The sequence below is a fragment of the Bacteroides sp. AM07-18 genome (genome assembly GCF_003602695.1).
GTDB classification, from domain to species: Bacteria; Bacteroidota; Bacteroidia; order Bacteroidales; family Bacteroidaceae; genus Bacteroides; species Bacteroides uniformis.
In genome coordinates, this window is sequence record NZ_QTLM01000026.1 from 1 (window position 1) to 14,306 (window position 14,306).

Sequence of the window (14,306 nt, forward strand, 5' to 3'; positions counted from 1 at the left end):
TTTAAATGTTGTTCCGGGTCCCTTTTCAAGTGTTAGCTACAATAGGGATAATGGGTTGAAGTATCACACGATCCTGCATAAGACGTATTATAGGGAGAAGGACTTGCATGAGTTTATACGGCGGTATTTCGACGGGGAAATGTAGGGAAAGATAAGACGGAAGAATGTACGAAGGATGATAATATGCTGCTAAAAAAGACTGTGAAGAAACAGATACTAATAGCGAAGATATGTACTGGAGTAGGATTACAAAGAACCCCAATAAAGAAAGATGATATGAATTTCAAATATCTCTATGTTTTAGGTTGATTAATATTTTGCATCTAATAATTAATTTGCTAATTTTGCGTATTACAAGAAATTATGATTATAATGGGTGAATTGAAACCAAGAAAATATATAGATTTGTTTGCCGGCTGTGGTGGGCTTTCTCTAGGATTGCACCTTTCTGGTTGGAAAGGTGTCTTTGCTATAGAAAAGAGCCCTTTTGCATTTGAAACATTGAAATATAACTTAATAGAAAATAGAAAACACTTTGATTGGCCATCTTGGTTAAGTATTTCTAATCATGACATAAATGAAGTTTTGGATAATTATCAAGAGGAGTTAAAAAGACTTCAAGGAACTATTGATCTTGTTGCAGGTGGACCGCCATGTCAAGGATTTTCAATGGCAGGCAAAAGAGTAGAAAATGACACTAGAAATCAATTAGTCTTTTCCTATATTCAATTTATTAAATTAGTGAAACCTAAAATGATATTGTTCGAAAATGTAAAAGGTTTTACTTTTGCTTTTAATAAAAAGACGAATAAGGATGCTATTCCATATTCTGAAGTTGTAATTAATGAACTTAAAGAGTTAGGGTATAATGTTAAACCACATATTATTGACTTTTCAAAATATGGAGTTCCTCAAAGACGCAAGCGTTTTATTTTAGTTGGAATAATGGGAGGAAACGCTGAAAATTTTGAAACTCTTTTAGAAGAACTTAAGACGGACTATTTGAAAAATAAAGGAATAGAAAGTTTTGTTTCTCTTCAAGATGCTATATCTGATTTGTTCCAAAAGAATGGAGAAATCCCAACACCTGATAGAAAAGGATTCAATTCAGGGGTTTATGGTGATATCAATTCAAATTATCAGCGAATGATGCGAAATAATATTGATAGCAAGAGTATTCCTGATAGTCATAGTTTCGCTCATCATAATAGTTTCACCCAAAAAGTATTTACTAATTTAATTGCATATTATCCGACTAAGGGTAAAAGAATTACAAATAAAGAAAGGGAGCAATGGCATATAAAAAAGAGAGGACTTACCTTATTAAATATGAATGATGTTTCGCCAACATTAACAAGTCATCCTGATGATTATGTCCATTATGCAGAACCAAGAATTTTAACAGTTAGAGAGTATGCTAGAATCCAATCTTTTCCAGATTGGTATCAATTTAAAATGAAATATACTACAGGTGGAGATATGCGAAAAAAGGAAGTGCCACGTTATACCCAAATAGGTAATGCAATACCGCCATTGTTTGCAGAATTAGCAGGTCGAGTACTTATTGAAATATTGAATGATGGAACAGATGCGATTTAAAATAAGTTCGGCTTTAAAAGATCTTATAGGCAAAGACCTTATTACTAATGATAATGTTGCAATATTTGAATTAGTAAAAAATTCCTATGATGCATATGCGACAAAGGTGGAAATAACTTTTGAAGAAGATAAAATTATTATTGCAGATAATGGTAAGGGGATGACCTTTAATGATGTACGTGATAAATGGCTTTTTCTAGGATTCTCTGCAAAAAAAGATGGTAGTGAAGATCGTGATATTAAAAATGCATCATATAGGGATAACATTAAGAGGCATTATGCTGGTGCTAAAGGCATTGGTCGTTTTTCATGCGATCGATTAGGTAAAAAACTATTGCTTTCTACAAAATCATCTCTTTCTTCCCATATTGAGCAAATTTATGTAGACTGGGGGCGATTCGAGCAGGATCAAAAAACTGAATTTGCTCAAATTGATGTTGAATATGCTCAAAAAGAAACAGGTATACTGTTTCCTAATAATGGAACGACAGGCACTGTATTAGAGATTTCTTCATTGGATAAGAAATCAATCTGGAGTAGAAAAAAAATTCTAGAGTTAAAACGATCTCTAGAAAAATTAATTAATCCGTTATCAGAAGCTAACGATTTTGAAATTGAAATTATATGCGAAAGAGAGTTAGAAAAAGACAAAGAAGAAAGATCAAATAATAAACATGATAGGGATATCGTTAATGGAATCCTGACAAACAGCATATCTAGTATTTTAAATATTAAAACAACTTTAATTGATATAAAACTTAGCGGTAGTCGAATTTATACAAAAATTGCAGATAGAGGCGTTGACATATATAAGATTTCTGAAAACAACATTCATTTTTCTGAGTTAAAAGATGTTCGGATCAGTTTGTATTATCTCAACAGATCAGCAAAAGTTAATTTTACAAAATTGATGGGGGTTGAACCTGTCAATTATGGTTCAATATTTTTATTTAGGAATGGTTTTCGAATTATGCCATTTGGGGCTCCTAGTGATGATAGTTGGAGTCTTGATTATAGGGCACAACAAGGTAATAGACGTTTTTTGGGTTCAAGAGACTTATTCGGTCGTGTTGATATAATAACAGATAACGTTGAAGATTTGAAAGAAGTTTCAAGTAGAGATGGAGGACTGATAGAAACTGATGTTTCAAAACAACTATTTGAGTTATTTAAAATAGCGCATCGTAGGTTAGAAAGATATGTAACAGGAGTATTATGGGGAGAAGCTTTTTTAAGAAGAGATTACTTCCATGATGAAATGGAAGCAAATGAAGAGAGACGAAAATTACTAGAAGCTGATAAAATGGATGAATCTCCTGATTATGTATTCTCTTCCAGTATTGGCAGTAAGATCGATTTCATTCAGTTAATAAAGACTTTGACCAAAGATAATAATGTTGAAGTTCTTTATTATAATAAAGAATTAGCGAATATTCTTTCAAATCCACAAGTGTCTGAAGAAATTAAACCACAATTCATTGCTGATTTAGAGAAAATTGCTATTGACATGAATGATAGTGATTTGTTATTCAATATAGACGAAGCAAAACGGAGAATATTAGAGCTTCAAAAAGCAAACGAATTAGCTGAACAAAAGGCAATTGAAGCAGAACGGAAACGCATTGAGGCAGAAGAAAAAGCAAGACTTGCTGAAATTGCCAAGAAAGAGGCAGAACGACGTCGAAAGGAAGAAGAAGAGCAGAAAAAAATAGCCCAGTTACAGGCAAAAGAGGCAGAACTTAGACGTAGAGAAGAAGAAATAAAACGTAAGGAAGCTGAACAACAGAAAATTGAAGAAGAAGAAAAGAGAAAAAAAGCCGAAGAAGACAAAAAGCGGATTGAAATAGAAAGAGATGTTGAAAAATCTAAAAACAAATATCTTGTTTCTACACGAAATATCACAAAGGAGGCTGAAGACATATTACATACAATAAAGATATCCTCCAATGAATTATCTGCTGCTGCAAAAAATATAAGCAGGGAATTAGAATCGATTTCTCAATCACAAAAGATACGTGAAGATTTGGATTACATATTTTTTCATGTAGAACGAATAAATAAGTTAAGCAAACTCTTAACAAAAGCAGATATTGCTATCCTAAAAGAACACACGAAAGTAGATATCGCTGAATACATACAGGAATATTTACCTAACTATAAGTCTACATTGGAAGAAATAACTTTTCATATTGATTTTACAGATGTAGTTATAAAAAAAATACCTTTATTGGATTTATCTGTTATACTTGATAATTTGATAAATAATTCAGTAAAAGCAGGAGCTTCTAAAATTCATATTGATTTTGCAAAGGAGCATAATCAGTTAATAGTAGATTTTTCAGACAATGGGCTTGGGGTTGATTTAGAAAAGTTTTCTCCTGATGTTATTTTCGAACTTGGGATAACAAATAAGAGAGGAGGATCAGGTATAGGATTAAATACTATAAAAGAGACAATGAGGCGTGAATTGAAAGGTGACATAGTGTTTCTTGGCAATGGATTACATTATGAACGTGGTGCAACTTTTAGATTAACATTTAGATGAGCGATAAACTATGTATAATAATAGATGACAAGGATCAACAAAGAGTTTTTGATTCTGATGTAGTAGTTCCTTTAAAAAAGGAGGGTTATTACGTTGACGGTATTCTTATCAACACAACAGATCCTGAAGTATTGGATGATGAGAACAATATTGATATGGACAAATTAAAAGCAAAAATAGAGGATGCAATGAATGGCAAATCTGTTGATATTATTGCAACAGATTTTGATTTGTCCGATGAAAAAATAAATGGTATTCAAGTAATAGAGGTTATACGAAAAATAAGGACTGGTGTTCCTGTATTATTATATTCCGGTAAATTGGAAGAAGTGATTCAATCTGTATTAGGTGAATATAAAACTAAGAATGCAGAGGAATTAATAAAGGGCATTAGAAAATTAATGAAGTATAATATCGTTGATTATGTAGAAAGGACAGATTATCCTGCTACTATAAGAAAATTACTAAAAGATAAAAGAATCCAAATATCGGCTCTGTTATTGCAGAAAATTAGAGAACATTCAGATATGGAATTTAAGTCTTGCTATAAGCCATTTGTAGGAAAGAAATTGGAAGACATTGCAAATGAAATAGAAAAACAGACGCCACAAGGGAGAGAGTTTCAAGAAGAATTACTAGAGCAAGCGATAGCTTACTTAATAGAGATTAATTCAGAAGATGAATAATAAAATAGTTTGTATATATCCTATAGATAAAACTACAGAATTTTTATTACCTATTTTTGAAAGGTTACAGAAAGAATCTAATTTTATAGATTATCGTTTTGATACTAATGACACAAATAGTGTAAATAAAATGAAAGATGACCTATCGAACTTAGAACAACCAAGTTTTATTGTTTTTTTGGGGCATGGAGCCAGCTATTGTTTATATGGAACACCTGAAGAGAACAAGAAAAAAGTATTATTTTCTGCGGATGATTTAAGCCTATTTCAAAATCATAATTGTTTTTTCTTGTCATGTCGTTCTAGCGAGTATTTAAGTGGTAAAGCGCAATCATATATAGGTTTTGGAGATATACCCACTGATTATTTAGAAATAATATCAGAAAGAGATTTGGGGGATATTCATTATATGTGTGGAATTGACGAAACAGATATTGAACTCTATAAGAAATATATCGTCGATATTATTCTTCATACAATAGATTGCTGTGGTTGTGATTCGTTATTGATATTTTACAACAAGATAAAATTATATATAAATAAACGAATAGCAGACTTGTTAGTAAACAAGGAGATTCAAAACTATAGACTAATGGCAGATTTATTATATTCTTGGAAAAGCGAGATTGAATATCGCCGATAGAAGTGATTATCTTATTTTTTGCAAACTTTTCTTAATGTAAAGTTGAAATAGGGAATTATAAAACCACTCCGTCACTTCAGTTTAGAAGTTGACAGAGTGGTTTTGTTTTAGAGCGCCAACTATCGTAACTATAACTTTAGCTTGGGTTTGGATTTAAAACTTTCTTGCTCGGATTGGGGAGCATTGGGGGCATCCTTGTTGGGGATGGCTCCTATGTCGGCAATGGGGGTGCGATTTAGGGCAGCTTTGATGCTGATGGAGGGCGGCGGAACAGCATGTTTGGGTGCTGACGCATTCTTTATGAAGTCGGGCATCTGGTGGTCATAAGGGGTGCCATGACCTTTATTTTCGGTTTGGCTCTCGTCTTTGCTGTTGCTGTCTTCATTCTGTTTGACGGGTTTGAGGGGGAGTTGGATCTTGCGGTCGAGGGCGGCAAGGTCGGATTTGAGCTGTTTGAGCTGGTCTTCCTTTTTCCACGTTTCTTTGACTACTTCCTGAAGGATGGGGATGTCCTTGGAAATCTGTTCCACTTCTTTTTGGTATTTCTCCAGAAGAGGGGGAACGGTTTCGAAGGTGCGGAGGAACATCTGGGCGGCAATGTTGGGGTCTTTTGCCAGCCTGCCACCGTTGAAGTTGTACAGGATGTTGCCTTCGCCACGGACGAAGAAGCGGTTTTCGATGAAGTCGAAGCCGTCTTTCATGCTGGCTTCGGTCTTTACTAAAAGGTCGAAGTCGTAGAGCTTGCCGATGGGCTGGGATGTGCCGTGGGTACGGGATTTGTCCTCTATCTCGGCGAGCTTTTTGGCGATGAGTTTGGGGTCGTTGCCTTTGACACCGTCCAGTTCGATAAGATTGAGGGGGTTGCCTTGGTTGTCACGCTGGGCGCGCTGCCGAAAGTGGTTCAAGTCCGTTGTGATACGGGCGATCAGGTCGCCGTTCTTGGTGACGGTCTGCATGATGTTTTCCAGTTTGGCTTCGGCGGAGGATTTGCCACGGTGGAAGGATTTGCGCTCGCTTTCGAGGGAGGCTATTTGCTTCTCCAGCTTGGCTTTGTCGAGCAGGTCGGTGTTGCCGGAGAGGATGGCGACGTACTCGGAGAAGTTCATGCCGCCTTGCTCGTCCATGCTGCCCTCGTCGATGGTACGGGCACCCATCGTGCCTTTTTTGAGCTGGGTGATGAACAACTGCTTGTTGTGAAGCAGGTTGAATTTGTAGCTGTCGAGGGATTTCTCGACGGCGTAGTTGATTATATCGACTTTGTTGTCGGCAAAGAGTTTGGCTATCTCGTTGCCTTTTCTTACGCCACGGCCGTTGCGTTGCTCCAAATCTTTGGGCGTCCAGGGAATGTCGAGCTGGTGGATGGCGACACACCTGCGTTGGGCGTTGACTCCGGTACCCAACATTTCGGTGGAGCCGAAGAGGACGCGGATTTTGCCTTTGTTCATAGCTGCGATCATGGCTTTGCGGGACTTTTCGGTCTTGGCTTCCTGAATGAAGCGTACTTGGTCTGCCGGGATGCCATAGTCGTCCACCAATTTGCGCTTGATTTCGCTGTATGTGTTCCACTGACCGGGTTTGTAGGTGCCCAAGTCCGAAAAGACGAACTGGGTGCCTTTGTGCTCGTCATATTTCTGATAATATTGGTTTATCAGGGCGGCGCAATGGGTGGCTTTGTTATCTATGTGGTCGTCGTATTTGTCCTCGTCGATAAGGCGCATGTCGAGGGACATCTTGCGGGCATAGTTGGTGGCAATGAGCATCTTGGCTTTTTCTTCCCGACGGCTTAACGGGGGACGTCCGAGGACGGTGGCGTTGCCGGACTTGGCAAATGCTACCAATCGCTGGATAAAGTCCTGCTGGTCGGGCGTGGGCGGGATATTGTGCAATATCTCGTTCTTCCGGGGGCGGTCGATGCCGATGTCTTCGGCGGTACGGAAATCGGTGATTTCGTTGTACATGGCGGCAAGCTCCGGGACTTTGATAAAGTAACGGAACCGCTCCTTCTGGATGATTTCGTTGGTGACGGAGAACTCGTAGTCGATGGACTTTTTGGCAAAGACCGCCGCCCATGCGTCGAAGGTGTTGATGCCCTGACGTTCCAGTTCCTTGGGACGGAGGTATTTAAAAAGCAAATATAACTCGGTCAGGCTGTTGGAGATGGTGGTGCCGGACAGGAAGGTGGCTCCCAAATCCTTGCCGGTACGCTCCTGAATGGTGCGGAGGGCGAAAAGCATGTTCAGGGCACGCTGGCTGCCTTCGCTGTTGCCCAGACCGGCTACGCGGTCGTGGCGGGTGGTGAACATCAAATTTTTAAATTTGTGCGATTCGTCCACGAGCAGGTGGTCGATGCCCATGAGCTTGAAGTCCACGACATCGTCCTTGCGGTTCTCGATGTCGAAAGTGAGTGCCTTGATTTTGGCTTCGAGGTTCGCCTTGCGTTTTTCCACGCCTTTGAGCATACCATTGGAAACGTCTTCACCCTGCTGGGTGAGGACTTCGAGGTTCTCTTCCACACTGTCCAGTTCCTGCTGCAAGATTTGTTTCTGTATCTCCGAGGATTGGGGGATCATGCCGAACTGCTCGTGAGAGAGGATGATGGCATCCCAATCGTTGTTCTGCATCTCACGCATGATGCGGACACGGTTTTCAGGGGTGAAATCTTCTTTGCCGGGATAGAGGACGCGGGCGTTGGGATAGGCGGTCTTGAAGGTCTGGGCTATCTCGTGGATATTGGCTTTCAGACCGATAATCATCGGTTTGTTCGCCAATCCCAAACGCTTCATCTCGTAGGCTGCTGCACACATAATCAGGGTTTTGCCGCCGCCGACTTCGTGGTCGATGATGCCACCGCCGTTGATTTTGGTCATCCAGACGGCGTCTTTCTGACTGGCGTAGAGGTCGGGGATGCCCAACGCTTTGAGGTCAAGGTCAGGAAAGGACTGCATGGAGCCGTCGTACTTGGGCTTGACGGAGTTGTTGAACTTGCGGTTGTACATGTCGGTGAGCCGCTGTTTGAACTCCGGGGACTGTTCTTTCAGCCATTCGCTGAATCCATTGCGGATTTCATCTATCTTGCTGTTGGCAAGCTGGATGGCTTCGGTGTCGCGGACTTTGACTACATCATCGCCTACCTGTACTTTTTTGGTGATGTCGGGCGAGGTGTTCCGAATGGCGTGCTTCATCAGGTTGAGTCCGTCGTAACGGCGGCTCTCGGCCTTGACGCAATATTGTTCGCGGATGCGGACGTTGCCACGGGCGGATGCGTTGACGCTGAACTCGTCGCGGCTGGCGGCGTAGGTGATCCTGACATCGGTATCGAAAAGACGGGAGGCGTATTTCTCGTAGATGCCCATCGGTATCCAGCGTTCGCCGAAATTGAAGTCGAGTTCTTCAAACGGGATGGGTACGGGAAAGGCGGCACGCAGGGCATCGAGCGACTGTGAGGCACGGTCGTTGCCGGGGTGGTTCGCGATGTAGTCCTCTATCATTTCGGCTTTGGAAATGACGTTACCGGCTATGAATTTGTCGGCTATCTCGTAACCTTTGATGAGCGGATTGAAGAATACACGGCCTTTGAGGTCATCGAGCAGGGTGTCTTCGGTCTTGTCGGTAAGCCTTGCCATGTATTCGAGGTTGACATTGCCGTATTTGTTGAGGGATGCGGCAAGGGCTTCTTCGGAGGTATCGACATGGGTCAGCTCGTTCTTGTTGAAGGCTACGGGATGGTCGAAGATGTCGGCTTTGAGTGCCTGACCGTCTTTGTAGCGTTCTAGTGAGAGGATTGTCCGGTTGTCGTTGTCCATACGGATCAGGTCTATGTTCTTCGGGCTGTTCAGGTTGCCGAACTGACGGATGAAATCATCGTACAGCGTGTTGAGCCGGTCGCGCCGGACGGTGTTTTCTTTGCGTTCGGAGGCTTCGCTGTTGTAGAGGTCGTGATAGGTATCACGGATTTCGACATAGAGCGAGAGTTTGCGGAACTGTCGGTCGGGCAGTTCGAGGGGGTGGAACATGGGGGCAAATTGGGTGTTGCGGATATAACCGATACTGTTGTCCAGAACTACCAATGAGCCGTCTTTGTAGTGGGACGGGATTTCGTTGGGGTATGGACGGGGCTGCATCCGCTGTTTGCGTTCCTCTTCGGCGGCGATTCTTGCCGCTTCTGTTGCTGCCTGGTCTTCGATTTTGGTTTCTGTCCGCAACGGGATTTTGTTATCACCGGTGGGGACACCGGAGGCTGTTGGAGTGACAGTGGGGTTCACTATGGACTTTCCTTTGGACTTCTTGCCGGTGGATTGGGCTGTACCGGTAGCCGGTTCGCCGAAAAGATTGCCTTGTACGGGCTGTTTTCGGGCGGAGGATGCGGAACGGCGTTTGCCACGTTTCGGGGTTATCTGGGTACGCTCTTCTGCTGTGAACTCAAAGAGGTCGTACAGGCTCAATACCGAGGGAGAGAAAAGGGAAAGTTCGATTTCTTCTTTCGGTTCGGGTGTGCCGACTACCGGAGAGGCTGATACAGCAGTCGCCGCCGATTCAGGTGAAGCGGTACCAGAATTGAACAAAGTCGCTTTGGGTTCGGGTGAAACGGTCTTTGGTTCGGTTGGGGCAGGCTTCGGTGCTTTAACTTGCTCCGGTGCTTGTTCCACTTCTTTGGTTTGTTCCGGTGCTTCACTTGGCTGTGTGGGTTGGGTATGCTGCACCTGTGCCCTGCTCTGCTGTTCTTCCAACGGGAGGAATTGTTGATAGAGGGGTACGTTCAACCGGCGGTAGAAGTCGTTGCGAAGCAAGCTCCGGAGCTGGGAAGTGATACCGGACAAACCACCTTCGTGGATGTAAACCATTGCGGTATGCCCGTAGGGGTCGGTATCTACACTGGCTTTGGTATGGATGATGGGGATATTCCGGAAGATGTAGTCATTCGTGCTGAACCCCTCCGGTCGCGGGCTGGAGGCGATGAACGCATGTTCGTCATCGGTAAGCGGCTCTGTCTTATCGGATTTCTTCTGAAGGATAATCAGGTCACTGCCAACTTCGGTGCCTGCACCGTCTGTAAAGAGGTTGTTGGGCAGACGGATGGCGGACACCAAATGGGAATGTTGCATGAGCTGGTAGCGGATGTTTTCATTCGCCGGGGAGTCCAGTACGCCCTGCGAGGTGATAAAAGCTAATATGCCCCCTTCGCGAATGTTGTCCAGTCCCTTCAGAAAGAAATAGTTGTGCAGGCTCTTGGCGGCGTGCTGACGGACAAGGCTCTTGCTTTTGGTGAATGAGGGGTCGAAAACCGCCACATCGCCAAAGGGAATGTTGGAAGCGGTGATGTCGAAACGGTTCAGGTAACGAAGCCCGCTATCCTCGAAACCGGTAATTTCTACTTTAGCTTCGGGGTGAAGGTGAGAGAGATTTTTGCCGGTCAGAAGGTCTTTTTCAAAGCAGACTACTTCGGGACGGGGTAATCCGGTTGGGGATAAGCCGGTGCGAGAGGGCTGCTGTTCAACGGACTGCTGTTCGGCGGGTTGCTGTTCAGATGACTGCTGTTCAGATAGCTGTTGTTCAGATAGCTGCTGTTGTGCGGAATGTTGTTGGAAAGCATCGACAAATACTCCGGTTCCGCTCGACGGGTCGAGGAAACGGGACGGGGCAATTCCGTAGTTGCCCAATTCGGAAGCAAGAACCGATACAATGTCCTGTGGCGTGTAGAACGCCGTCAGGACAGAGTTTTTCAAACTGGAAAAGTAACGCTTGTATTCCGCTTCGTCTTTTGAATGGCTGCGGATGACGCTGTGGAGCTGGGAAACAAGTGGGAACAACTCGCGGTCGCTCTTTGTCCAACGGGCAACGTCGGCAAGGCTGGAAGCGGGATTGAGCACTGCCTTGATCCCACCGAAACCGGAATAGGCACGCAAGACTGCCTGTTCTTCGGGGGTGGCGGTGCGCCCTTCACGCTCCAATGCAAATGCCAGTTTGATTGCTTCGATATTGTCTTTCAGGTGCGCTTTCTTATTGTATGCCATTCTCGTCCAACCAGATTAAGATGGTACCTGTGATTTCCGTATAGAGGTTGTCGAAAGCAGGCTCGAACTGAAAATCATCGGAAAGGGGGTATTTGGCAAACACTTCTTCACAAACCGGAAGGAGCTGCAAGGCAAGGGTCTTGGCATTGCCCTGCGGCACTACATCACTGAACTCGTTCCAAAAGACGGTGACGATGACATCGTACTTTGAAAAGTGTAGCTAACACTTGAAAAGGGACCCGGAACAACATTTAAAAAGTGCCCCACCCATGGGTATGTTTAACCGAACAAAATTGGTATATTCATAAAAACCAATGGCGTTCATAATATGTACCACATGGAAGAAAGAGATTCCATAATTCTCGCCTATAGGCGTGACGGATTGAGCATCCGTGAGATCGCCCGTCGTAACGGCATGAGCCGCAAGACTGTACGCAAGTATCTCCGGGCTTTCGAACAAGCGGTCGGTGACAACCCCGATGCGGAAGCAATGGACACGTACCTGCAGCAGCCGGTGCGCTATGACAGCAGCAAACGTGTCCGCAGAGTGATGAACCAGCAGGTGATGGAGGCGATAGACGGCTTCATGGCCCGCAACCGGTCTAATGCCGCGGCCGGATTGCGCAAGCAGCAGATGCGCAAGATTGACATGTGGCGCCGGTTGCGCGATCAAGGCATAGAGATTGCCTATTCGACGGTATGCCAGTATGTCCGTGCATTGGAAGTGGCGGTGTCCGCTCCAGCCAAGTCCCCGGCGGCGTTCATCCGCCAGGAGTATGAACCGGGGTTCCGGTGCGAGTTTGACTGGGGCGTGCTGACACTTTGGATTGCCGGTGTCAAGACGAAGCTGCACATGGCCGTGTTCACGATGAACCATAGCAACCTGCGGCGGGCATACCTGTTCTCCCGCGAGGACACGTTGGCCCTGATGGAAGCACACCGCAACTGCTTCCGTGCTTTGGGGGGCACGCCGCAAGTAATGGCCTACGATAACATGCGGGTGGCCGTCAAGAAGTTCCTTGGACAGGAGCGCGAACATACCGATGCCCTGCGCCGCATGGAACTCCACTATTGTTTCACCCCTCATTTCTGTAATCCGCGTTCGGGATGGGAGAAAGGTAAGGTGGAGCGTTCGGTGGAACATATCCGCCGGCGGGCTTTCGCCTATGATGTCCGTTTCGGTTCGCTGGAGCAGGCGCAGTGTCATCTTGACAAGGTCTGTGACAGGCTCAACGGGGAGGCTTCCAACATGTCTGCGCAAGAGAAGAAGGAGCGCGTACAGGCCGATATTGCGGCTTTGCGGCCGCTTGACCACGGTGACATGGGCTGCTTTGAGCAGCGGCATGCCCGTGTCGGGAAGTATTCCACCATTACCGTCGATGGTGTGCATTACTCTGTGCCTGACCGGCTTGTCGGTCGGGAGGTACCCATAAAGATGTATTCCGAGCGTATTGTCGTGCTTGACGGTCGCGACAAGGTAGCCACGCATGTACGCTCCCGGCGTCTCGGTGACTGGTGTATCGACCTGATGCACTATCTGGGCACGTTCCTTCGCAAGCCTGCGGCGTTGGGACGATCCACGGCCATGCGACAGGTACACCCGGACGTGGCGGCACTGTTTCGCAAACATTTTACGGATTCTCCCAGATCGTTTGTCGAACTGCTCGTGTTTACCCGTGACAACCAGCGCACTTATGCCGACATACTGGCTGCGGCAGACCGTCTGTCCTCCCGGGGACTCAAACGCCTGTCTTCCGAACAATTGAGCGCCGAGATGCTGGCCAGTGACGGCAATGGAACCGCAAACGTCCGTCAAGACGCGGCCACCCTGACCCCGTCCGATCCACAACAGACCGCCATTGAAGAATCGGCCTCACAGACATTGGACACACTTTCGGCGATGATCGGATGTGGCGCCACACAACAACCTGTAAACAAAGTTACCGTCTAACAACATAAAAATTGCATAGCAATGGAACAAAACGAAAATCAAGACTCCATACGCGAACGGATACGTGCGTATGCCTTCGACCTCAAACTCCCTCTGGTACGACGCGACATCGACCTGCTTATACAGCAAGGACTTGATGAACGATGGAACCTGTGGATGTTCACGGCCGAACTCCTGCGTCAGGAAAAAGAAAACCGCTCGGAGAACCAGCGTCGGCATCGCATCAAAAATGCCGCGTTCCCACAGTTGCGATACCTCAACGAAATAGACACGGACGCGCTTCCGCCAGAAGCGCGGAAGGCCTTGCCAAACCTTGAGACACTTGATTTCATCAAGGAAGGGCGCAACCTTATACTATACGGGAATCCCGGTACCGGAAAGACCCATCTGGCTACAGCCTTGGGGATTGCGGCCTGTAACGCGGGATACTCCGTACTGTTCACTTCCGTGCCCAGACTGCTTACGCAGATAAGGGAATGCCGGAACGCAATAACACTAAGGGCACTCGAGAACAAGTTCGAACGATACGACATGGTCATCTGCGACGAGTTCGGATACGTTTCTTGTGACAAGGCGGGAGCGGAGATGTTGTTCAACCATCTGTCACTCAGAACTGACAAGAAAACAACCGTCATTACAACAAATCTCGCATTCAACAGATGGGACGAGATTATTGCAGACAAAGTACTAGTTACAGCAATGGTAGACAGGCTAACGCACAAGGCGATTCTACTGAACATGACGGGAAAATCGTACAGAATGAAAGAAACACAAGATATGATAAATAAACAAATTTAATTAACTTTGCAAAACCTATCGGGTGGTACACGTTTCAAATGCTACCCGGGTCCCTTTTCAAGTGTTAGCTACA

Annotated in this window: 8 protein-coding genes and 1 pseudogene; 7 read left to right on the top strand and 2 right to left on the bottom strand. The window is 44.9% G+C overall.

All coding sequences use genetic code 11. The annotated features are described in order from the left end of the window. The 5 genes and pseudogenes from DW096_RS19760 to DW096_RS19640 all read left to right on the top strand — a co-directional run. Window positions 1-309: pseudogene (locus DW096_RS19760) on the top strand (hypothetical protein); the annotation flags it as partial. 63 nt (window positions 310-372) lie between these two features. Further along, a complete protein-coding gene (locus tag DW096_RS18730; RefSeq protein WP_057282159.1) occupies window positions 373-1,599 on the top strand; it encodes a DNA cytosine methyltransferase in 1,227 nt (408 codons plus the stop codon). Further along, window positions 1,577-4,144, top strand: coding sequence for a sensor histidine kinase (locus tag DW096_RS18735; protein WP_233555736.1), 2,568 nt, complete (start codon window positions 1,577-1,579; stop codon window positions 4,142-4,144). The genes DW096_RS18730 and DW096_RS18735 overlap by 23 nt, the downstream gene beginning before the upstream one ends. Further along, window positions 4,141-4,830 carry a hypothetical protein gene (locus tag DW096_RS18740; RefSeq protein WP_057282109.1) on the top strand — a complete coding sequence of 230 codons (690 nt, stop codon included), beginning with the start codon at window positions 4,141-4,143 and terminating at the stop codon, window positions 4,828-4,830. The genes DW096_RS18735 and DW096_RS18740 overlap by 4 nt, the downstream gene beginning before the upstream one ends. Continuing rightward, on the top strand, window positions 4,823-5,473 hold the full coding sequence (locus tag DW096_RS19640; RefSeq protein WP_233555737.1) for a hypothetical protein: 651 nt from the start codon (window positions 4,823-4,825) through the stop codon (window positions 5,471-5,473). Before DW096_RS18740 ends, DW096_RS19640 begins: the two co-directional genes overlap by 8 nt. 128 nt (window positions 5,474-5,601) lie before the next feature. Here DW096_RS19640 and DW096_RS18750 read toward each other — a convergent pair whose 3' ends face one another. Both DW096_RS18750 and DW096_RS18755 read right to left on the bottom strand, forming a co-directional pair. After that, window positions 5,602-11,484, bottom strand: coding sequence for an N-6 DNA methylase (locus DW096_RS18750; protein WP_117867310.1), 5,883 nt, complete (start codon window positions 11,482-11,484; stop codon window positions 5,602-5,604). Then, a complete protein-coding gene (locus DW096_RS18755) occupies window positions 11,471-11,644 on the bottom strand; it encodes a DUF1896 family protein (RefSeq protein ID WP_233555738.1) in 174 nt (57 codons plus the stop codon). Before DW096_RS18755 ends, DW096_RS18750 begins: the two co-directional genes overlap by 14 nt. 177 nt (window positions 11,645-11,821) lie before the next feature. Here DW096_RS18755 and istA point away from each other — a divergent pair, with 177 nt between their 5' ends. Both istA and istB read left to right on the top strand, forming a co-directional pair. Next, window positions 11,822-13,435 (top strand): IS21 family transposase, encoded by a 1,614-nt coding sequence (gene istA, locus DW096_RS18760; RefSeq protein ID WP_016272705.1) that lies wholly within the window; start codon window positions 11,822-11,824, stop codon window positions 13,433-13,435. 21 nt (window positions 13,436-13,456) lie between these two features. Continuing rightward, window positions 13,457-14,233, top strand: a complete 777-nt coding sequence (istB, locus tag DW096_RS18765) for an IS21-like element helper ATPase IstB (RefSeq protein WP_117867311.1) — start codon at window positions 13,457-13,459, stop codon at window positions 14,231-14,233. Window positions 14,234-14,306: the final 73 nt, after the last annotated feature.